The sequence below is a fragment of the Erythrobacter sp. A6_0 genome, from assembly GCF_017744235.1.
Classification (GTDB): Bacteria; Pseudomonadota; Alphaproteobacteria; order Sphingomonadales; family Sphingomonadaceae; genus Qipengyuania.
Genome location: NZ_JAGHQR010000002.1, coordinates 577,501 through 599,153, shown reverse-complemented (window position 1 = coordinate 599,153; position 21,653 = coordinate 577,501). Strand labels below are relative to the sequence as shown.

The following is a 21,653-nucleotide window of genomic DNA, read 5'->3' as shown; positions in this document are numbered from 1 at the left end:
CATGACGGACGAGCCGGATAGGGAGGGGCCAGTCGCAGGCCCCGGCTGGCTCGTGTCCGGGCTGGAAGACGATATCCGCCCGCACATGTTCGCCGCTGCCGACCGGGGCGAGCCCTTCGCGCTGGCGACTATCGTGGCTGCCGATGGCGGCCCGCGGCCGGTCGGCGCGCAGATGGCGGTGACCGAAACGCAGGCCTGGGGTTTCCTGTCGGGAGGCTGCATCGAAGACGACGTGGCGCTGAACGCGCGCGAGACCATCGCGGACGGGACAGCGCGCCGCTTGATCTATGGAGAGGGCAGCCCCTTTGTCGATATCCGCCTGCCCTGCGGCGGGCGGATCGAAGTGGCGATCGAGAGAGTTGAGGCGGGCGACGTGGCCTTGGCCGAGCTGAAACGCTTCACGCGCGAGCGCCGTCCTGCCGTCTGGGCGAGCGACGGGACAAAGCGGAGCTGCCAGCCAGTCGATGACGCGCCCGCCGATGCGCCCATTCGCAAGCACTACGATCCGGTGCAGCGCCTCGTCGTGATCGGCTCGGATCCTTTCGCGCTGGCGATCGGCGGGATGGGGCGGACCGTGGGCTGGGAGGTCAGGCTGCTGAGCCCGTTCGGCCCGTCCGATCACGCTCCGTTCGATCTCGCCTGCGACCGGCGCGCTCTCGACGAAGCGCTGGACGATATCGATCTGAACCGCTGGACGGCGGTCGCCGTGGCGACGCACGATCTCGATCTGGACGAGCGCGCTCTTATCCCGGCCTTGCAGTCCGACGCGGGCTATGTCGGCGTGCTCGGATCGCGGCGCAAGCTTGCCGAGCGGATGGAACGCCTCGCTGCGGCGGGCCTCTCGCAAGCGCAGATCGACCGGCTGCGTGCGCCTATCGGCCTTGCGATCCCGGCGCGCTCCCCTTGGGAAGTGGCCGTGTCGGTCGTCGCCGAAGTGATCGCTTCTCGTGGCGACTGACACGCTGGCGGGCTGCCATGCCCTTGTTCTTGCAGCGGGAGCGGGCACGCGTTTTGACGGGGCGAAATTGCTGGCGGATTTTCGCGGCGAGGCGCTGGTGCGCCACGCGGTCCGCGCGATGCTCGCAAGCCGGGTCGAGCGCGTGACGGTCATACTCGGAGCGCGGGGAGACGAGGTGACTGCTGCGCTCGCCGACCTCGCGTCACCGCGCCTCGTCACGGTCAAATGTCCGGACTGGCAGGAGGGGCTTTCCGCCTCGCTGCGATGCGGGATCGCAGCGCTCCCATCCGATTGCCGCGCCGTTGCAGTCGCTCTGGGCGATATGCCCCTGATCGATCCCGGCCTTGCCGACACTGCCCTGGGCTATGTCCTCACCGGCGCGCCAGCCGTCCTGCCGCAATACAGAAATCGGCCCGCGCATCCGGTCGCGCTGTCTCGGACCGTGTTCGACCGCCTGAGACGCCTGTCCGGCGATCGCGGTGCGCGGGCGGCTTTGAAGCGGCTTCCCGGTATCGTGCATTTGGAAACCGAAGATCCCGGATCGGCCCGCGATATCGATACGCGGGCCGATCTGGCACGGTTGGGCTAGAACGAGCAGGCGGTCCCTTCTGGCAGCGCAACTCGCTCCACGCTCGCGAGCGAGAAGGTCAGCGGCGCCTCGGTCCGGATCGTCAGCGAATTGCCCGCATCTGCAAGGCAGGCGGGCGTCAGCAGCATTTCGCGCCAGCCCTTGCCCGCCGCCAGCGTCAGACCGGTGGTGAGATCGGTCGTGGCGCTGCCGCTGGAGGCGCTGACCGGCCCTGAAGGCGCAGCTTCGAGCGAATAGGAAATCCGGAACGATCCGGTCCCTTCGCCCTGCAATGTCAGCGCCGATCCCGCCGCCATGGCGATCCGGCGTGCATCTTCCTGCCGATCCTTGTCCAGCCCGACCGCAGTAACCCCGCCGCCGGTCCCGCGCAGGTTCGGCAGATCGGTCCCGCCTGCCGTCGCGACGATCCCGTTGGCGAGGCGGCCATTGCCGTACCATTCGGCCGCCGCACCGCCGCCGAGGAAGGCGCAGGTCTCGTCGAGCTCGGGAAGCGGCGCGGTATCGGTGAGAGCGCGCCCGTAGCCCAAGGGGAAGAGCGCGCCGTCCGCCGAATTGAGCGGCTTGCCGTCGCAGCCTGCCGGCCAGCTGAAGGAGAGCTTGCCGGTGGCAGGGCGCGCGCCGAACAGAACATCGGCCACGCCCGCGCCCTCGCTGCCGGGCAGCCAAGAGGCGACGAAGGCATCGGCGGCGTTCAGCTCGCGGTTCATCCACAAGGGACGACCCGAGAGGAAGACGGCAACCGTGGGCACGCCTTCGCTGTCGAACTTGCGCAGCAGATCCAGCCCTTCGTCGTCGGGGAAGACCAGCGTCTTCCGGTCGCCTGCGAATTCGGCATAGGGCTCTTCACCGAACACCACCACGGCGACATCGGGTTTGGCGGTATAGTTGCCGTCTTCGGACAGCGTCGCGCTGCCCCCGCCGGAGCGGGCGGCCTGCTCGATTCCGGCAAAGATGGAGGTCGCGCCGGGGAACATGTCGTTGTCGAGTTCGGTGCCGCCCTGCCAGGTGAGCGTCCAGCCGCCAGAAGCCTGCGCGATGCTGTCCGCGGCAGTCCCCGCGACCAGCACGTTCGTACCCGCCGCAAAGGGCAGGACGCCGTCATTCTTCAGGAGAACCTGCGACTTCGCCACCGCCTCGCGCGCGATGGAGCGGTGTTCGGGCGAGCCGAGCTTGGTCATGTCGCCCGCATTGGCACGTTCGGAAGGCTTCTCAGCGTTGGGCCCCAGCAGACCTGCCGCCTGCTTGACGCGCAAAACGCGCGTCACCGCCTCGTCCACACGCGCCATCGGGATCGTCCCGTCGCGCACCTGAGAGACAAGCGAAGTGTGCAGCGCCACCGCATCGTCGGGCACCATGTAGATGTCGAGGCCCGCCATCAGCGATTGCGGGCAATTGCTGACCGTGCAGCCCGCGACCTGGCCGTGACCGTTCCAGTCGCCGACCACCAGCCCGTCAAAGCCCATCTCGCCGCGCAGCACGCCGGTCAGAAGCGCCTCGTTGCCGTGCATCTTCCTGCCGTTGATCGAGTTGAAGCTGGCCATGATGGTTTCCACGCCTGCCGCGATCGCAGCCGGGTAGGGCACGGCGTGGATGCTCTTGAGCGCATCGATGTCGCCATTGACGTCGCCCTGATCGACGCCCTGATCGGTGCCGCCATCGCCGAAGAAATGCTTGGCAGTGGCGATCACACGGCCCTGGCCGAGGAAATCGTCCGAACCCTTGCGGCCCTGCAGGCCCTCGATCAGCGCAGCGCCCATCGTGGCGACGAGGCGCGGGTCTTCGGAATAGCTTTCATAGGTCCGGCCCCAGCGATCATCGCGTGCGACAGCGACGGTGGGGGAGAAATTCCAGTCGATGCCCGTGACTTCGATCTCGACTGCAGTGGCGTGGCCGATGCGGCGGACGAGATCCGCATCGCGCGTGGCGCCGAGGCCGATATTATGCGGGAAGATCGTGGCGCCGATCACATTGGTGTGGCCGTGGACGGCGTCGGTGCCCCACATGGTCGGAACGGCGGGTTCCCCATTGGGGAGGGGGGCGGTGGAGGCGTCCCACATCTCGTCGGCAAGGCGCAGCCATTCGCCTGCGGGCGCGAATTCCTCGCCATAGGGGCCGCCATTGCCGCCGTTCAAATAGCTGCCCCAGCGATACTGGCGCATTTCCTCTGCCGTGACGGTGTTGATCTGCGGCTGGATCAACTGGGCGACCTTGTTTTCCAGGCTCATGCGCGAAAGGATCGCGGCGATCTGCGCCTCGCCATCGGGCTGGGCCGCTGCGACGGGCGCAACCGGCGCGTCGTTCGCGGCAGGGACGGTGGCGCAGCCTGCCAGCGCTCCGCTCATCGCCAGTGCCAGCGCGATGGTTCCCGTGCCCGTCAGGGCGTTGAGCCGGTAACGTTTCGCCATTGTCGTATCTCCCAAGTGTCGGCGGTTCAGGCGCGCTTGATGCGCCTCAGATGCGGCGGCGGCGCGGTCGATCCGCGTTCCTCCAGTGCGCCTTCGATATCGATCACGCCGTCGGGCGCCCCATCGCGGCGGGAACGGATGATCAATTCGACGGCGCGCGAAATCGTTTTTGCGATCGGCTGGTCCACCGCCGTCAGCGGCGGATCGGTGAACCGCACGATCGGCGTGTTGTCGAAGCTTATCAGCGAAAGATCGCGCGGTACGAGGAGGCCGAGATCGCGCGCGATATCGAGCGTGGCGAGCGCCATCTGATCGCTGCTGGCGATTATGGCGGTTGGCGGATCGTCCTGCGTCAGCAAGGCCCGCGCCGCTTCGAGACCGCTATCGAAGCCGAAATCGCCCACGGCGCAAAGGCCTTCGCATGGCAGGTCGGCGTCTTTCAGGGCCTTGCGCCAGCCATCCACCCGCCAGCCGCTCAGGCTGTAGGCGTCGGGCCCGGCGATCATCCCGATACGGGTATGGCCGAGCTCGATCAGGTGGCGCGTCGCGTTTTCGGCGTGGCCCCTGTCCCCCATTGTCAGCGCAAAACCCGGCCCGGGCGCGATCGAGCCGATCCGCGCGAAGGGGATGGACCGTTCCGCCAGCAGATCGACGATCAGGGGATCTTCGGAGTGCGGAGGGGTCAGCACCACGCCATCGGGTTGCAGCGCAGTAAGCGCCGCGTTCAGCTCGCGCTCCACATGGTCGCTATGCGTATCGATCAGTTCGACGATCATGCGATAGCCATGCTCGGCGCAGGTCAGCATTCCGCCCAGCAGCATCTGGTCGACCCAATCCGTGCCGCGCCGCTCGCGCCAGTCGGCCAGAGTGCGTTCGCGGTCGTTCAGCGCCATGATCAGATAGCTGCGCGATCCGCTCATCCGCTGGGCCGCGATCGAAGGTGTGTAGCCGAGCCGGTCGATCGAGGCCTGGACCCGCTCTTTCATCGCAGGCCGCACATTCGGCTCGTTGTTGATGACGCGGCTCACCGTTTGAAGGGATACCCCTGCATCGGCGGCGACATGCTTGATGGTTACGGACTGACGGCGGCGTGCCATGTTATCGGATCCTTCGGCATGCGTTCGAACCGGAAGCGGTTGCGGGGCGTTGCCACACTCTCACCAATTTGCCTCCATGGTTTCCGGTTCGACCGTCGGCGCCTCCGCGTTTTTGCGGCCTGGCGGGACCGGCGCCGAAACGCCGGTCCCTCAAGTCTCGATCAGAAATCGAAGCGCGCCAGGAAGGTGAAGCGGCGATCGTTGCGGAAGGCGGACCGCGTGATGCGGTTGCCGTCGAAGTCGATCTGGGTGCTCGTCCGGGTCACTTCGTCGAGCAGGTTCACACCCTGGATGCCGACCTTGATCTCCGGAGTCACGGTGTAGAAGATCGACGCGTCGAGCTGCCCGGTCGCTTCGCCATAGACTGGCGAGAACGGGAAGATCACGTCGCGCGGCGTCTGCAGGAAGTCCGAGCGCCAGTTATAGGCGGCGCGAACCGACAGATCGTCGTCCTCGTAGAACACCGTGGCGTTGACCGTGTGCTTCGAGATGCCCGGCTGCGGCAGGTCGCCGAACACGTCGCCCGAGCTGCTGAAGTCCTTCGAATCGATGTAGGTGTAGGTCAGCTGGGTGCCGAGATTGCCCAGCGGGCCGGGCAGGAATTCGAACACGTCCTGATAGGCGAGTTCGATACCTTGCAGCTTGGCCGAACCGAAATTGATCGGGCCGTTGACTTCGACATCGGTTGAGACACCGCTGGGCGAGGTAAAGTTCCGCACCGTCGGGCCGTTGCCGAACAGACCGTCGAAATCCTTGTAGAAGAGGGCCGCGGTGATGGAACCAACATCGTCGAAGTAATATTCGAAGCTGAGGTCGTAATTCCAGGCCATTATCGGGCCCAGCAGGCGGTTCCCGGTGTTAATTTGGAACAACGGTCCCGTCTCCAGAGCACCCGCGAGCTCGAGGGCACGTGTGTTTTCGACGATAGAGCCGCCGGTTCGGAATGCCGCAAGGTCGGGCCGCGAGATGCCCTTTGAGACCGCAGCGCGGACCAGCAGCCCACCGCCGAAATCAAGCTTGACGTTTGCGGCAGGCAGCCAATTATCGAATTCGATGTTGGCGTTGTCGCGGATCAATTCTCCGGTGTAAACGGAAGCGAATTGAGCTTTGCGAGCGTCGGAAAGCTTACAATAGCTTGGCGCGTCCTGACCCTCTCGGATTTCGCCGCAGGCGGCGTTGACTTCGTCAACGGTCACGCGGTTATCGAGGTTTGCGTCGAAGAAATTGCCGACCGGGAAGTTGATCTCCCCCTGCGTCCGCACGACGGTTTCGACATAGCGCACGCCAGCATTGCCGGTCAGTTCCCAGCCATTGCCGAAGACTGTGCCGAAATCGACCCGAGCGTAATAGGCATCGGTCGATTCCTCGACGTCGGAAATTTCGCCGGGCAGGAAGACGGTGCCGTCGACAAGGCCGGTGCGGTTGTAGATCGGACCCCAGGCGTTGGGCGTCAGCGTGAAATCGGTGATCGCTCTGGCGCGCGCTTCGGCCGTGCCGTTCAGATATTCGTCGACCAGACTGTCGCCGCCGAAGAAGAAGGCCGAACCATTGCCCAGCGGAGTGGGCGCATTGCCGCGCTGGAAGTTGTTGCCGAACGGATTGCGGACCTGCGAGCTTTCGGGGAAGTCGAACGCGTAGGCGCCGCCGCAGCCGAAGCGCTGGAAGTCGCCGCAATTCCAATTGCCGCCACGGCCGGTCCAGGGGGCACCGAGATTGCCCCAGTTGGAAAAGTTGGCGCTGCGTGTCACGCGGTTGCGATCGGAGAAGCGTGCGCCGAAGCGAGCAGTCCTGAAGAAACCGTCATCGCTGATGTCGTATTCGGCATCGGCGCGCATGCTGGTAAGGTCGCCTTCGTTGCGAACCTGATTGTCGATCAGGAACCAGTAGAAGGTGGCCGCAGGATCGGTGAAGTAACCGGTCGAATCCCCCATCGTGCCCGGCTCGAAAAACTGGACCTGCGGCGTCTCGCCCGAATTGTCGATGAAGAGATCGGTGTAGGTCTGCATCGCGGCGATGAAGCCGTTTTCATTCCGATCCGATTTGATGTGCTGGACTTCAACGTTGAAGCGCAGGCGATCGCTCGGCTCGAGCTGAACGTCGATCGAGTAATCTTCGGTCTTCGCATCGTCTTCGCGCTGGAAGCGAAGCAGCTCGGTCGGAATGCCGAACCCGCCATTGAAGGGCTGGGGCTGCGTCAGCGATCCGCTCTGGAAGATGCCGTCCCTGAAGGTCGGCGTGGTGCCGGGAACGGGGACGGGGAACAGCGCATCGTCGTTCACCAGCGCAAGCGCGGCGAATTCGTTGAGCGTGCCTTCGGTTTCGGCGCGCAGATATTCGAGCGTGACGAGAGCGCGGCCGTCATTGCTTTCCCACTGACCGACGCCGGAATAGGCAGTCCGGTCGCGGGTGAGGTCCGTGGTGCGGACACCAGCGCCCTTGGGCACGACGACCGAGCCCGGCGGCGGGAAGTTCGATTCGTTGAAGTTGGGATCGCCGAAATAACCGCCCGATCCGACGTTGACGACGCGCAGGCAGGGGGCGTCGAGCGTGTCGGCGCGATAGCAGGGATCGGTCAGCTGCGAGGCGTCGGTGCGCGTGACCAGTTCCTGCTGCGCATATCCGAACTGGAGGCCGAACGTGCCCATACCGGTTTCGAACGTGTTCGAAATCAGGCCGGAGAAACCGGGCGACCATTCCTCGGCGAGATCGCCGTAATTGACTTCGACCGTACCGGCGAGATTGAGGCCCGGATTGTCGAGCGGCTTGCGCGTGACGAGATTGACGATCCCGGAGATGCTCCCCTCGATCATGTCGGCGCTGACGTTCTTATAGACCTCGACGCGGCCGAGCAGTTCGGGCGACACGTCGTTGAACGACAGCGTGCGGCCGCCATTGGCGGAGAACACGTCGCGCCCGTTCAAAGTCGAGAGGACGTAGGGAAGGCCGCGGATGATGACGTTGGAGCCTTCGACCGAGAAGCGGTCAGGATCGTCGCGCTGTTCGAAGCGCGAGATGTTGACACCCGGGACACGCTGCAGCGCTTCGGCAACCGAACGGTCGGCCAGCGCGCCGATATCTTCGGCAGTGATCACATCGACGACGGTGTCGGCGTTTTCCTTGTAATCCTGCGCCGATTCGAGCGACTGGCGATAGCCGCTGACGATGATGATGTTTTCCGGATCGAGACCTTCGTCGATCCCCGCTTCGTTCTCGCGTGCTTCTTCCTCGGCAGGATCGGCATCCTGCGCATAAGCGGGCGATGCGGTCAGCGCACCGATGGCGAGCCCCGATGCGGTGGTAAGAGCAATCAGGCGCCGGGAAAGCGTAGTTCCGGCCTGGGGTGCGATGCGCAGCATATGTCCTCCTCCCATGATCGGGCCTCACTGTGCACCGATCTTTCAAGAATGTGACCGATACGCGCCATTGTTAGCGTTCACAAGACGTGTAAATGAACGTTCTCAATCTGCGTTGCATTTGCGCATCACCGGCTTCCGTATGCCGAAAAATCGGTTACAGTCGGGGTATGGGAATGGGATCGGACACGGGAAAAGCGATAGAGCGGATCGTCATCGTCGGCGGGGGCACCGCCGGCTGGATGGCGGCGGCGGCCCTGTCGCGTATCTCGGGTAAAGAGGGGGCAGGCAAAGGCGGCAGGAAGAGCCCGGTCGCGATCGAGCTCGTCGAATCGGAAGCGATCGGCACCGTCGGCGTCGGTGAAGCGACGATCCCGCCCTTCGTCGATTTCAACACGCTGCTCGATATCGACGAGCGCGAGATGCTGTCCGCCGTCCAGGGCACTTTCAAGCTCGGCATCCAGTTCGTGAACTGGGGCAATCTGGGCGACAGCTACATCCACCCCTTCGGCAATTACGGATACGAGGTGGACGGCGTGTCCTTCCACCATTTGTGGCATCGCAACCGCATGCGCGGGGACAAGCGGCCGATCCAGGTATTCAACCTCGAAACGATGGCCGCCCATTTCGGCAAGTTCGCGCGCACCGAAGACTATAAGCGCGACGACATGCCGCCGATGAATTACGCCTATCACATCGATGCGGGCGCCTATGCGCGCTTCCTGCGTGCCTATGCCGAAAAGCGCGGAGTGACCCGGCGCGAGGGGCGCGTGGCCGAGGTGCGGCGCGACGGGGAAAGCGGCGATGTCGCGGCTCTGGTGCTGGAAGACGGCAGCACGATCGCAGGCGACCTGTTCGTGGATTGCAGCGGGTTTCGCGGGCTCCTGATCGAACAGGCGCTGGAGACCGGGTACGAGGAATGGACGCATTGGCTGCCCTGCGACCGGGCGGTGGCCTTGCCGTGCAAGCGCGACGACGGATCGCCCCCGCCGCCCTTCACCCGCGCCACCGCACATCGGGCGGGCTGGCAATGGCAGGTGCCCTTGCAGCATCGCAACGGCAACGGCCATGTCTATGCGAGCGCGCATATGGAAGATGCCGAGGCGCACGATATCCTTGTCGCCAACATGGCGGGCAAGCCGACCGCCGATCCCAATTTCCTGCGCTTCGTCACCGGGCGCCGCCGCAAGTTCTGGAACCACAACGTCGTGGCGCTGGGCCTGGCGGCAGGCTTCATGGAGCCGCTCGAATCGACCTCGATCCACCTGATAAACACCGGGATCAACAAGCTGGTCGCGCTGCTGTCGCTGGACGGCATCACCGAAACGCAGCGCAGCGCCTTCAACCGGCTGACCAACAAGGAATACGAACGGATCCGGGATTTCCTCATCCTGCATTATCACGCCACCGCGCGCGACGATTCCGAATTCTGGAATTACTGCCGCACGATGAGCGTGCCGGACAGCCTGACAGAGAAGATGGAGCTGTTCCGCGCCAACGGCCAGATCTTCCGCGAGGACGATGAATTGTTCACCGAAACCAGCTGGGCGGCGGTGATGATGGGGCAGGGCATCGCGATGGGCGGCCATAATGTGATGGCGCACGGCATCGCCGATCAGGGCGTGGCGAAGGAGGTCGACGGAATCGAACAATCGATCCGCTTCCTCGTCGAGCATATGCCCGGCCATGGCGAATATCTGCAACGCTATTGCCCGGCGCCGCCCGCGTGACGCCCGTTACGGCGATGCTGCCAGCGCGCGATTGCGATGGACTTGCCGGCAAGGTCGCAATACCGCCAATGAAACCGGTTACGCAGGCGTAGAACCTGCGGGATATCAGAAGAGGAAACAGACGATGGCACTTGCCCCCGACATCGCGTCGAGCACCGACCCCACTCCGATCGATACCGACACGCCGCCTGTCGAGGCGCCGGGCCTGCAATATTTCGTCTTCGGCCTGTTCTTCATCTTCGGCGGGATCACCTCGCTCAACGATGTGATCATTCCCAAGCTGAAGGAGCTGTTCACGCTCAACTACACCCAGGCGATGCTGGTGCAGTTCTGCTTCTTCACCGCCTATCTCCTGATCGGCATTCCGGGGGCCAAGCTGGTCAAGCGGCTGGGCTATATGCGCGGTGCGGTGGCGGGGCTCGTCACCATGATGGTGGGGTGTCTGATGTTCATTCCCGCCAGCCAGACCGCGACATACTGGGTGTTTCTGCTGGCGCTGTTCGTGCTCGCAAGCGGCGTGGTGATCGTGCAGGTGGTCGCCAATCCGCTGATCTCGCTGCTCGGCCCGCAAAAGACCGCGCATAGTCGCCTGACCTTCGCGCAGGCGTTCAATTCGCTGGGCACCACGATCTTCCCGCTCGTCGGCTCGGTGGTGATTCTCGGCAGCCTCGCCACCATCACCGCCGATCAATTGTCGGGCGCCGAACTCCAGGCCTACAGGCAGGCGGAGAGCGAGGCGATCTGGCAGGGCTATCTCGGCGTCGCGGTCCTGATCGGGCTCGTCGCGCTGGCCGTGTGGATGTTCCGCAACCGGCTGCAGGGCGAAAAGCACGAAGCGTCCTCGGGCCTTGCCGGTCTCGACCTTCTTAAGCGCAAGCGGTTCGGTTTCGGCGCGCTGTGCATATTCCTTTATGTTGGGGCAGAGGTCTCGATCGGATCGATCATCATCAACTATCTCGCTCTGGAGCGCGTCCTCGGCCAGCCCGAAAGCGTCATCGGCTGGATGATCGGCCTGTATTGGGGCGGCGCGATGGTGGGTCGGTTTATCGGATCGGCGGTCTTGCGGATGTTCTCGCCGGGCAAGATCCTCGCCTTCAATGCCGCGGGTGCGATCCTGCTGATCGTCATCAGCGCCCTCACCAGCGGCACCTTGGCCGGTTACACGCTGCTGGCGGTCGGCCTGATGAATTCGATCATGTTCCCGACCATCTTCTCGCTCGCCTGCGAGAAACTGGGGCCGCGCGCGGCGGACGGATCGGGGATCATCAACGTGGCGATCTTCGGCGGCGCGGTCGTGCCGCTGGCCTTCGGCGCGCTGGCGGATCTTTCGGGCAGCCTCGCCTTCGCGCTGATCCTTCCGGCGATCTGCTACGCGATCATCGCCAGCTTCGGCCTGTTCGCACGGCGACCTGCCTGATCGACACGGTATCCGGGCGGTTTCACGATAATTACCTCCCGCCCGGATCGCCCGATTACCGCACCTTAATCAATTGTCGGTAACGGCCGACATTATGCAAGACTGCACTCTGGCTAGAGCGGAAAAGATAGAGGCTGCCTGGGATGCGTTGACGCAGACCAATCTGTGCGCGCATTTCGCGCTCGACGGTACGATCGTCTGGGCGAACCGCCTCTTTCTCGACGCGATGGGGTATGAACTCGCGGAAATCGCCGGGCGGCACCACAGTCTGTTTTGCAACGAAGACTACGCGGCGTCCGAAGACTATCGTGCCTTCTGGCGAAACCTTGCCGATGGGAAACCCGATCAGGGGACGTATCGCCGCACGGCCAGGGATGGTTCGATCGTCCGCCTGCGCGCGAATTACAATCCGGTTCGCAGCTCCGATGGCACGGTGATCGGTGTGCTGAAAATCGCCACCGACATAACTGCAGAGACGCTTCGCCAGTCGCATTTCCAGGCCCTGTCGGATGCGGTGCGCCACTCGCATGCGGTCATCGAATTCGGTCTCGATGGGGAAATCCTCGAGGCCAATGCGATCTTCCTAGACCTGTTCGGATATCGCCGCGATCAGCTGATCGGGCGGCATCACCGGATGCTATGCACGGCGGGTCATTCGCAAAGCGAGGAATATCGCCGTTTCTGGGATCGGTTGAGGAATGGTGACCATGCTTCGGGGCGTTTCTGCCGCGTCGATCGCAGCGGTCGGGAGATCTGGATCCAGGCGACCTATAATCCGGTGATGGACCTGGAGGGCAAACCCGTCCGCGTCGTGAAGCTCGCCACCGATATCAAGCGCGAAGTCGAGCTGGAACGCGCGGTCCATTCGCAGCTCGCCGACAGCGAATCGCTGCGCGAAAAACTCGGGAACCGGAGCGCGGAGCTTGAACGGATGCTCGGCGAAATTCAGCGCATCGTCACGACAATCTCCGGCATCGCCACGCAGACGCAGATGCTGGCCCTGAACGCCACGATCGAAGCGGCGCGGGCGGGCGATCATGGCTTGGGATTCGCTGTCGTCGCGCGCGAGGTGAAGGAACTGGCGACTGCGTCGCGCCGCTCGACCGATCAGGCCGAACAGATGCTGAAGACCCGCGCCGCCTGAGACCCTTTACGGGTGCGGCGCGAGGCCGATTTCGACCCCGGTCTTGTCCGTCAGCGCGAACCTATCGACCAGATCGGCGCTGGCCCGATTGAGGCCGACCACCTGGACGCTGCGCCCGTTGCGCCGCATCCGTTCCACCACCTTGTCGAGCGCGCCGACCGCGCTGATGTCCCAGAAATGCGCTTTCGACACGTCGATCACCACATGGTCGGCGGGATCGTCCTGCGTGCTTTCCGGGCCAAGTGCCGCCTCGAACCGTTCCACGCTGGCGTAGAAGATCTGGCCCTTGGCGGTGTAGGTCGCGATATCGCCGTTCTCGTCGCTGGTACGGGTCCGCACCACCTCGAACAGGGTCATCACCTTCTGCGTGAAGAAGGCGCCCGACAACAGCACGCCTGCCGCCACGCCGAGGGCGAGATTGTGCGTCGCCACGACCACGCCGACCGTCGTCAGCATGACGATGCTCGACTGCCAGGGATGCTTGGCGAGGTTGGGAATCGAATTCCAGCTGAAGGTCCCGATCGAGACCATGATCATGATCGCCACCAAAGCGGGCATCGGCACCTGTCCGACGAGGCCGCCGAGCAGGAACAGCATGATGAGAAGCGAAAGGCCGGCGACGAAGGTCGACAGGCGCCCGCGCCCGCCGCTCGTCACGTTGATGACCGACTGGCCGATCATCGCGCAGCCGCCCATGCCGCCGAACAGGGCCGCGGCGATGTTGGCGACACCCTGGCCTGCGCTTTCGCGGCGCTTGTTCGATCCGGTGTGCGTCATGTCGTCCACGATCTGGGCGGTCAGCAGCGATTCGAGCAGGCCGACCGCCGCCATCGTCAGCGAATAGGGCGCGATGATCTGAAAGGTTTCCCAGGTCAGCGGCACATCGGGGAGGACGAAATAGGGCAGGCCTTCGGGCAGCTCGCCCATATCGGCCACCGTGTTGACCGGCGTGCCCAGCCAGATGGCGAGCGCAGTCAGCACCACGATCGCGACCAGCGGGCTGGGGATGGCGGTAGTGATGCGCGGGAAGAGGTAGATGATGGCGAGCGCGGCGGCGACCATGATCCAGGCTTCCATGCCGACGCCCGGATTGCCGGGGAGCAGCTGCGGCAATTGCGCCATGAAGATCAGGATCGCGAGCGCGTTGACGAAACCGGTGATGACGCTGCGACTGACGAACTGCATCAACAGGTCGAGCCTAAGCAGCGCGGCGATGCCCTGGAACACGCCCATCAGGATCGTCGCGGCGAAGAGATATTCCACCCCGTATTCGCGCACCAGCGGGATCACCACCACGGCCACTGCCGCGGTCGCCGCGCTGATCATGCCGGGCCGCCCGCCGGTAAACGCGATCACCATCGCGATCGCGACCGAAGCATAAAGTCCCACGCGCGGGTCGACGCCCGCAATGATCGAGAAGCCGATCGCTTCCGGGATCAAAGCGAGGGCGACGACGATCCCGGCAAGGATGTCGGCGCGGATGTTCGAAAGCCAGTCGCGCTTGATTGCGCTGGTGTTGAGCATGGTCTGTCCGTGGGTCTGGGCCGCGGCGAAATTGCGCGGCGAGAATGAGCGGCCCCTATGGCCGATGCTGCATTGCAACACAACCCGATGCGCGGCGGATGCGAAGCCGTTGCAACCCCGATGCATGCCGTTTGCCGATAATCGTCTGACCTTGGCAGATAGGTGCGGCCCCACGGTTGCTCTCGCGCGGCTGGCCGCTACGGTCCGTGCCCATGGACCAATGGGGAAGGGGTTTTCCAATCATGTATCGTACTATCCTGGCCGCAGGCGCCGCCGCCATCGCGCTCGCCGCCGCCGCACCGGCACCGGTTCTGGCGCAGGAAGCCACGCTGTCCGCGCCGGAAATAGCCTTCACCGAATGGACGCTCGACAACGGTCTGCGCGTCATCGCGCTGCCGGACGACAGCACGGGGCAGGTCACTACCTCGCTCTGGTACGAAGTCGGATCGAAGCACGATCCAGAAGGCCGCAGCGGCTTCGCCCACCTCTTCGAACATATTCTCAGCCGTAAGACCGAGAACATGTTCTACAACCAGATCTACGGGCTCACCGCCGATGTCGGCGGCACGCGCAACGCTTCGACCGGGGCCGATCGCACCAATTATTACGAGACCGTCCCGGCGGCCTATCTCGAAACCATGCTGTGGACGCACCGCGAACGCATGTTCAAGCCGGTGGTCGATCAGGAAGTGTTCGACCGCGAGCGCGACGTGGTGAAGGAGGAATTGCGCCAGCGCGTGCTCGCGCCGCCCTATGGCCGCTTCCAGCGCTTCGTGATCGCGGAAAACGCTTATGACGTCCTGCCCCAGCGGCGTCCGGGGATCGGTTCGATCGAGGATCTCGACAGCGCCACGCTCGACGATGCGCGCGCCTTCCATCAGGCCTATTACGGGCCGGACACCGCGACGCTGATCGTGGCTGGCAATTTCGACATGAACTACCTGCGCGCGCTGGTGGACGAATACTTCGTAGACATTCCGCGCCGGGCCGATCCGGTCGATCTGACGATTTCGGCGCGCGAGCCCCAGCGCACCCAGCCGCGCAGCTTCGTCGCCACCGCGCCCAACGTACCCCTGCCGGTGGCGGGCACCTTGTGGAAGGCGCCCGGCTCGGGCGAGGCGGACAGCGCCGCGCTCGACGTTCTAGCCGCCGTGATGGCGCGCGGACAGAACAGCCGCCTTTACGATGCACTGGTGCGCAGCGGCCAGGCGGTCGATGCGTCCTTCTTCTATTCCGAAAGCGAGGAGGGCGGCTTTCTCGCCAGCTTTGCGATCACCAATCCGCAGGCCGACGTCGACGCGGTGGAAGCGTCGCTGGAAGCCGAACTCGATCGCGTCCGTTCCGAACCGATCACCGCCGCCGAACTGGCCGAAGCGAAGAGCGAGCTGTTCTCCGATTCGCTGCGCCGCCGCGAAACCGCGCGTGGTCGGGCGTTCGAACTTGGCGAAGCGCTGGTATCGACCGGCAATCCCCGCGCCGCCGATGCGCGGTTGGAGGCGATCGGGCGCGTCACCGTAGAAGATGTCCAGCGCGTGGCGGCGAAGTGGCTCGACCCGCAGGCGCGCGTCGACATGCGCTATGTTGCGGGCGAGGAGAATCCGGCGGCCTATGCCAACCCGGTGCCGATGCCGACCTTCCGCAGCCTGCCCGCCGCGACGGGCGAGCCGCTGTCGGTCCTCCCCGAAGGCCAGCGGCAGGATCCTCCCGGCCCCGGAATGGTGCCGAGCGTGGAGCGCCCCGCGATTGTCGAGCGCGATCTGGCGAACGGCGTCTCTATCGTCGCGGCGCAGACGGGCGATGTGCCGATCGCGACGATGACGGTGCTCGTCCCCGGAGGATCGATCAGCGATCCGCGCATGAAAGCGGGCCTTGCCAATATGGCGGCCAGCATCGCCGATCAGGGCACGGCGGAGATGAGCGCGCAGGAAATCGCGCAGAAGCTCGAATCGCTGGGCGCCAGCTTCGGCGCGACGGCGGGGGCGGAAGGTTCGTTCTTCAGCCTGACCGCGCCGGTCGCCAATATGGCGGAGGCGGGCGAGGTGCTTGCCGCAGTGATCAAGGGCGCGACCTATCCCGAGGATGCGTTCGAACGCGAACGCAAGCGGGCGATCGATGGGCTGGCGGTCAGTCTGAAGGATCCGGGCGCGCTCGCCAGCATGGTCGCGCGGCCCGTCCTCTATGGCGATGCACCGTACGGGACGCTGCCGGGCGGGACGCAGGCAAGCCTCGCTTCGCTGACGCGCGAGGATCTGGTCCGGCACCGCGAGACCTATTGGCATCCCGCCCGCACCAAGGTGATCGTCAGCGGTGGGATCGCGCCGGAGCAGGCTGTCGCTCTCACCAACGCGCTGTTCGGGGACTGGCAGGTGGCCAGCGCGCCGCCGGCCGAAATCGCTGAGCCGACCGGCGCGGGCGAGCCCGTCCGCACGATCGTGATCGACATGCCCGATGCGGGGCAGGCGGCGGTCTATGCCGGGATGCGCGCGCCCTCGCGCACCGATAGCGACTATTACGCTCTCGAAATCGCGAATGCGATTCTGGGCGGCGGATCGAGCGGGCGCCTCTTCGAAGAGGTCCGGACCAAGCGTTCGATCAGCTATGGCGCGGGCAGCGGGCTCATCACCGATCGGCTGGTGGCGTCTTCCCAGACTCAGAATTCGACCGCGGACGAGGTGGTGCAGGTCTTTCTCGACGAATTCGACCGGCTGGGTAACGAAGCGGTGGCCGACGATCTGTTGAATCGCCGTCGGCTCTATCTGGGCGGCAATTATGCGCGCAGCCTGGAAACGTCGGGCGGGTTCAACGCTATCGTCGCCAATCTGATGCTGGACGGCCTCGAGCCTGCCGAAGCGGCGCGCTATGCCGAACGCCTGCAGGCGGTGTCGCCGGAAGCGGCGGCCAAGGCGGCGGGCGATTATATCACCGCCGATGGCGCGACCATTATCGTGGTCGGGAATGCGAGCGAATTTCTCGACGATCTGCGCGCGATCCGGCCCGATGTCGAAGTGATCCCGGCGGCCTCGCTCGACCTGTCGAGCGCGGATCTGGGACTGGAGTGATACTTTAGGAAGGGGAGGGGGCCTTAGGCCTCCTCCTGCTCCACCGCCTGGCGCGCCCACATCTCGGCATAGAGGCCATCCGCGCGCAGAAGCTCGGAATGGGTGCCGCGCTCGGCGAGGCGCCCGTGCTCCAGCACCAGGATCGCATCGGCATCGGCAATGGTCGACAGGCGGTGCGCGATCGCCAGCGTGGTGCGGTGTTCCGACACGCGGTCGAGCGTCGCCAGAATGCCCTGCTCGGTCCGCGAATCGAGCGCGCTCGTCGCTTCGTCCAAGAGAAGGATCGGCGGATCCTTCAGGAGCGTGCGTGCGATGGCGACGCGCTGCTTCTCGCCGCCCGACAGTTTCAAGCCGCGTTCGCCCACTTCGGTACCAAATCCTTCGGGGAGGGATTGGATGAAGGGCAGGATCGCCGCATCGCGTGCTGCCCGCTCCACCTCCTCGGCGCTCGCGCCTTCGCGACCATAGGCGATGTTGTAGCCCACCGTGTCGTTGAACAGGACACTGTCCTGCGGGACGATGCCGATCGCGGCGCGCAGGCTCTTCTGCCGGACCTCGGAAATATCCTGCCCGTCGATCACGATGCGCCCGCTCCAGGGATCGTAGAAACGGAACAGGAGCCGCGCGATCGTGCTCTTGCCCGCGCCCGATGGCCCGACGATGGCGGTGTGGCTGCCTGCCGGAACCTCGAAACTGAGATCGTGGAGGATCGTGCGTTCCGGCTCGTAGCCGAAGCGGACATTCTCGAAAGCGAGCGTTGGGCGGCGCACTACCAGCGCGGGCGCGCCGGGTCTGTCCGCAACCTCGACTGCCGTGTCCATCAGATTGAACATCTGCGCCATGTCGACCATGCCCTGCCGGATCGTGCGATAAACAAAGCCGAGCAGATCGAGCGGGCGGAAGAGCTGCATCAGATAGGTGTTCACGAAAACGAGATCGCCTACCGTCAGATCGCCCCGGCTCCACCCCCACACGGTATAGGCCATCGCGCCCGCCATCAGCAGGTTCGTGATCAGCGCCTGCGCGATATTGAGCATGCCGAGCGAAGCGTCGGACTTGATCGCCGCTTCGGAATAGGCGCGGGCCGACTGGGCGTAGCGTTCTTCCTCGCGGTGTTCGGCACCGAAATATTTGACCGTCTCGTAATTAAGCAGCGAATCGACCGCGCGCGACAGGGCCGTGCCGTCGAGATCGTTCATCTCGCGCCGCAGATGCGTGCGCCATTCGGTGATCCGCTGCGTGACGACGATATAGGCGACCACTGTCAGCGCCGTCGCCGCCACGAGCCCCCAGCCGAAATTGAGATAGAAGATGACGCCCACGGCAACCAGTTCGATGATCGTCGGCGCGATGTTGAAGAGCAGGAAATAGAGCATGGAATCGATGCTCTTCGTCCCGCGCTCGATGATCTTGGTCACCTCGCCCGTGCGGCGTGACAGATGGAAGCGCAGCGACAGGCGGTGGAGACGGCGGAATACGTCTTCGGCCAGATGGCGGGTCGCTTCCTGCCCGACGCGCTCGAACACGATGTTCCTGAGATTGTCGAACGCTGTGCCGGCGAACCGTCCCAGCCCGTAAGCCAGCACCAGCGCCATGGCGAGCATCGCGGCCTCGCCCACCTCGCCAGTCATCGCATCGACCGCGCGCTTGTAGGCGAAGGGCAGCGCCAGCGTGACTGCCTTGGCGAGGAGAACCAACACGATCGCGATCACGATCCTGCGCCGCAGCCCCGCATTCTCGCGCGGCCAGAGATAGGGCAGGAACCGCTTGAGGACCGCCCAGCTTTCGGCGTCGATCGGTTTGGAATTCACGGCAGTATCAGGAGGCACGGACTACAAGATGGGAAGCCCGGGGGCATCCGGCAATGCACATCGCAGGAACGGACTGCCGATCGGTGGATTGCCAGCCGGACAGAGCCTTCTAAATTCGCCGCTTCGCAACGCTGGCGCATCGGGCTTGCAACGATGGCGAAACCCCAGAGCATTCATGCAGATAGAAATCATCGTCCTGGCGCATAATGAAGAGCGGCGCATCGCCGCCTGTCTAGCCAGCCTGCCATCGGAGGATGCCAGTGTCGGCGTAACGGTGGTCGTTAACGGCAGCAGCGACCGGACCGCCGATATCGTGCGCGATCATGGGACTCGCGGCGTCCGGCTGGTCGAATACCAACAGGGGGGCAAGGCGCGCAGCTGGAATCGCTTCGTTCTCGACGAGGCGCCCGAAGCCGATGTCTACGTCTGCGTCGATGGGGACGCGGTGCTGGCGCCTGGGTCGGTCGGAGCGCTCGGCCAGTGTCTGGAGCGCAATCCCGAAGCCAACGCCGCCGCCGCACTACCGCTCAATGGCAGGAGCAAGGCGTTCTATCAGCGCTCGATGCAAGTCTCTCAGGGTCTGTTCGGCGATTGCTACGCCTTGAGCGGTGCCTTCGTGCGATCCCTGCGAGAAAGCGGCGTCCGCCTGCCGGACGATCTCATCGGCGATGACGGCCTCGTCAATGCGCTCGCCAATACCGATATCGGCGCGGATCGCGATTTCCGCCGCGGCGCTGTCATCCAGTGCCTGGGCGCAGGCTTTTATTGCGAGCCCAATCCGATCACGCCCGAAGGATTGCGAAGGCAGGCCAAGCGCATGGACAATTACGCCCTGCGCTATTTCCAGAACCGGATCCTCAGCGACATCATGCGGAACGAAGGCGCGCGCATGATCCCGACGCGGCTGGCAAGCGTCTACAGTCTCTACCTCGATCGCCTGCGCCCGCGGCTCAACCCGATGTGGTTTGGATTCGATCGCCGGGCTTTGGCACGGATAAGGGCCGCCGCCTGATCAGTGCCAGGCTTTCATCGACCAGCGCGCGCCAGCCGAACCACATCACTGCGGCGTAGGTTGCCGCACCGGCCGTTGCGAAGGCGATCAGGCGGAGGAATGCGGGCCAGTCGGGCAGAATCATCCGCAAGCCCGTCACTGCGAGAGCCATGGCAAGGCATCCCACCGCCGCCGGAAAGATCGCCCGCAGGAATTGCATCGCGCCCACGCCCACGATGGGGAGGGTCATGACCAGCGTGGCGATCAGCAATGTCGGCGCTGCTACCCACCAGGCCTGAACCAGCCCGAACGGCCCGCTCGCGATCCCGACGAGGAAGCAGGCCGGGAAAACCACCGCTCCGATCAATCCGCTATAGACGGAGATGCGCGCATGGCCGGTCGCGTTGGTGGCGGGCGCGCACACGATCTGCAGCGCCATGGCGGGCATGACGACCGCAAGCCCTGCCACGATCGGTGCCATGGGCAGCCATTTCTCGCCGAAGACGGTCCCGATCGCTTCGGGCGCGGTCAAGGCAAGCCCGATATAGATGGGGGCCGTGACCAGAGCGACGGCGCGCAGCGTGCGCACGAAATAATCCCCCAGCGGTCGGCCCTGCTTGTGCATTTCCGCATAGACGGGAAAGGCCACGTCGTTGAGCGGGGGCAGGAAACGCCCGGTCACGATCAGGGTGAGGAACAGGGCTTCGGAGTAGAGGCCCAGATCGTAGGGCTCGAAGACGCGACCTGCGATGAAGATGTCGCTCTGGCTCTGGACGATCCACAACAGCTGGACCACCGTCATCGCACCGCCATAGCTCACCATCGCACCCGCGCCGCGGAAATCGAACACTGGCCAGACCAGCAGGCGCGAGGTCGCGGTCAGCACTATGGCCCGCGCGGAAAAAGCGAGGATCGGCGCGTAGACCAACGCCCAGACACCGAAATCCATCCAGGCCAGCGTCAGCGCGCTGACCGCCCCGGTGACGGCGCCCGCCATATTGGCCACTCCCTGCGAGCGGAAGGCGATCTCGCGCGACAGCAGGGCGCTGGGCAAAGCGATGAAGGGCGTGGTCAGGAACAGGACCGCCTGGACGCGGAGCATGTCGGCCACGATCGGCTCGCCATAATAGTCTGCCGCGAGGGGGGCGATCAGGAACTGCGCCACCGCAAGCGTTCCGTTGAGAAGCAGGAGGAGCGCGAAGACCTGTCCGACCTTCCGGCGATCGATTTCCGCTTCCTGCACCAGCGAATTGGCAAAGCCCCACCCGTTCATGAAGGCGAGGGCGGCCAGCACCACCTGGCTCATCGCGAAAAGACCGTAATCGCTCGGTTCGAGCAGGCGCACCACCATAAGGGTGGAAACCCAGGTGATGACCTGCGCTGCGATCTGGCTGCCGTAACGCCAGGCCAGCGCATGGCGGACACGGCCACCGAAGCCGCCTGCATCGTCGTCCGTATATAGACTCCCGTGCGCGCGCGTAGGCGGCGGGCTGTCCGCTTCGTCTTGCGGCGACTGCGACCTGGGATCCGGACCATTCATGGACCTGAGGGGTAAAGCCGAATCGTTACCAAGGC

General features: G+C 64.7%; 13 protein-coding genes. 7 read left to right on the top strand and 6 right to left on the bottom strand.

Annotated features, from left to right (window positions below; all coding sequences use genetic code 11):
- Position 1: 1 nt before the first annotated feature.
- Complete coding sequence (locus tag J7347_RS08540) at positions 2–958, top strand: XdhC family protein (protein ID WP_209161654.1); 957 nt, start codon at positions 2–4, stop codon at positions 956–958.
- On the top strand, positions 948–1,547 hold the full coding sequence (locus J7347_RS08535) for a nucleotidyltransferase family protein (protein WP_209161653.1): 600 nt from the start codon (positions 948–950) through the stop codon (positions 1,545–1,547). The genes J7347_RS08540 and J7347_RS08535 overlap by 11 nt, the downstream gene beginning before the upstream one ends.
- Here the strand turns inward: J7347_RS08535 and J7347_RS08530 are convergent.
- The 3 genes from J7347_RS08530 to J7347_RS08520 all read right to left on the bottom strand — a co-directional run bounded on the left by J7347_RS08530 (position 1,544) and on the right by J7347_RS08520 (position 8,405).
- Positions 1,544–3,952, bottom strand: coding sequence for a glycoside hydrolase family 3 protein (locus J7347_RS08530; protein WP_245173913.1), 2,409 nt, complete (start codon positions 3,950–3,952; stop codon positions 1,544–1,546). The two genes, J7347_RS08535 and J7347_RS08530, sit on opposite strands and share 4 nt — an antisense overlap.
- A gap of 26 nt (positions 3,953–3,978) precedes the next feature.
- A complete protein-coding gene (locus tag J7347_RS08525; protein ID WP_209161652.1) occupies positions 3,979–5,049 on the bottom strand; it encodes a LacI family DNA-binding transcriptional regulator in 1,071 nt (356 codons plus the stop codon).
- A gap of 161 nt (positions 5,050–5,210) precedes the next feature.
- Positions 5,211–8,405, bottom strand: coding sequence for a TonB-dependent receptor (locus J7347_RS08520; RefSeq protein WP_209161651.1), 3,195 nt, complete (start codon positions 8,403–8,405; stop codon positions 5,211–5,213).
- A 173-nt stretch (positions 8,406–8,578) separates the two neighbouring features.
- Between J7347_RS08520 and J7347_RS08515 the strand changes: the two genes are divergently transcribed.
- From J7347_RS08515 to J7347_RS13485, 3 genes are all read left to right on the top strand, one after another.
- Positions 8,579–10,132, top strand: a complete 1,554-nt coding sequence (locus tag J7347_RS08515; protein ID WP_209161650.1) for a tryptophan halogenase family protein — start codon at positions 8,579–8,581, stop codon at positions 10,130–10,132.
- A gap of 124 nt (positions 10,133–10,256) precedes the next feature.
- Complete coding sequence (locus J7347_RS08510) at positions 10,257–11,549, top strand: sugar MFS transporter (RefSeq protein WP_209161649.1); 1,293 nt, start codon at positions 10,257–10,259, stop codon at positions 11,547–11,549.
- A gap of 94 nt (positions 11,550–11,643) precedes the next feature.
- The gene (locus tag J7347_RS13485; RefSeq protein WP_209161648.1) at positions 11,644–12,693 is read left to right on the top strand and encodes a PAS domain-containing methyl-accepting chemotaxis protein; all 1,050 of its coding nucleotides are present in this window, start codon (positions 11,644–11,646) and stop codon (positions 12,691–12,693) included.
- 6 nt (positions 12,694–12,699) lie between these two features.
- On the opposite strand, the gene J7347_RS08500 is transcribed toward J7347_RS13485, so the two are convergent.
- Complete coding sequence (locus tag J7347_RS08500; RefSeq protein WP_209161647.1) at positions 12,700–14,217, bottom strand: SulP family inorganic anion transporter; 1,518 nt, start codon at positions 14,215–14,217, stop codon at positions 12,700–12,702.
- A 242-nt stretch (positions 14,218–14,459) separates the two neighbouring features.
- Here J7347_RS08500 and J7347_RS08495 point away from each other — a divergent pair, with 242 nt between their 5' ends.
- Positions 14,460–17,276, top strand: a complete 2,817-nt coding sequence (locus J7347_RS08495) for a pitrilysin family protein (RefSeq protein ID WP_209161646.1) — start codon at positions 14,460–14,462, stop codon at positions 17,274–17,276.
- Positions 17,277–17,299: 23 nt separating this feature from the next.
- On the opposite strand, the gene J7347_RS08490 is transcribed toward J7347_RS08495, so the two are convergent.
- Positions 17,300–19,105, bottom strand: a complete 1,806-nt coding sequence (locus J7347_RS08490) for an ABC transporter ATP-binding protein/permease (RefSeq protein ID WP_209161645.1) — start codon at positions 19,103–19,105, stop codon at positions 17,300–17,302.
- A gap of 157 nt (positions 19,106–19,262) precedes the next feature.
- Here J7347_RS08490 and J7347_RS08485 point away from each other — a divergent pair, with 157 nt between their 5' ends.
- Positions 19,263–20,099 (top strand): glycosyltransferase, encoded by an 837-nt coding sequence (locus J7347_RS08485; protein WP_209161644.1) that lies wholly within the window; start codon positions 19,263–19,265, stop codon positions 20,097–20,099.
- Here the strand turns inward: J7347_RS08485 and J7347_RS08480 are convergent.
- Complete coding sequence (locus J7347_RS08480) at positions 20,038–21,618, bottom strand: lipopolysaccharide biosynthesis protein (RefSeq protein ID WP_245173912.1); 1,581 nt, start codon at positions 21,616–21,618, stop codon at positions 20,038–20,040. The genes J7347_RS08485 and J7347_RS08480 overlap by 62 nt on opposite strands.
- Between the last annotated feature and the right edge of the window lie 35 nt (positions 21,619–21,653).

Coding starts and splice junctions, on each gene's coding strand:
- J7347_RS08540 (WP_209161654.1), top strand. CDS start 2: ATGACGGACGAGCCGGATAGGGAGGGGCCAGTCGCAGGCCCCGGCTGG.
- J7347_RS08530 (WP_245173913.1), bottom strand. CDS start 3,952: ATGGCGAAACGTTACCGGCTCAACGCCCTGACGGGCACGGGAACCATC.
- J7347_RS08525 (WP_209161652.1), bottom strand. CDS start 5,049: ATGGCACGCCGCCGTCAGTCCGTAACCATCAAGCATGTCGCCGCCGAT.
- J7347_RS08520 (WP_209161651.1), bottom strand. CDS start 8,405: ATGCTGCGCATCGCACCCCAGGCCGGAACTACGCTTTCCCGGCGCCTG.
- J7347_RS08515 (WP_209161650.1), top strand. CDS start 8,579: ATGGGATCGGACACGGGAAAAGCGATAGAGCGGATCGTCATCGTCGGC.
- J7347_RS08510 (WP_209161649.1), top strand. CDS start 10,257: ATGGCACTTGCCCCCGACATCGCGTCGAGCACCGACCCCACTCCGATC.
- J7347_RS13485 (WP_209161648.1), top strand. CDS start 11,644: ATGCAAGACTGCACTCTGGCTAGAGCGGAAAAGATAGAGGCTGCCTGG.
- J7347_RS08500 (WP_209161647.1), bottom strand. CDS start 14,217: ATGCTCAACACCAGCGCAATCAAGCGCGACTGGCTTTCGAACATCCGC.
- J7347_RS08495 (WP_209161646.1), top strand. CDS start 14,460: ATGTATCGTACTATCCTGGCCGCAGGCGCCGCCGCCATCGCGCTCGCC.
- J7347_RS08485 (WP_209161644.1), top strand. CDS start 19,263: ATGCAGATAGAAATCATCGTCCTGGCGCATAATGAAGAGCGGCGCATC.
- J7347_RS08480 (WP_245173912.1), bottom strand. CDS start 21,618: ATGAATGGTCCGGATCCCAGGTCGCAGTCGCCGCAAGACGAAGCGGAC.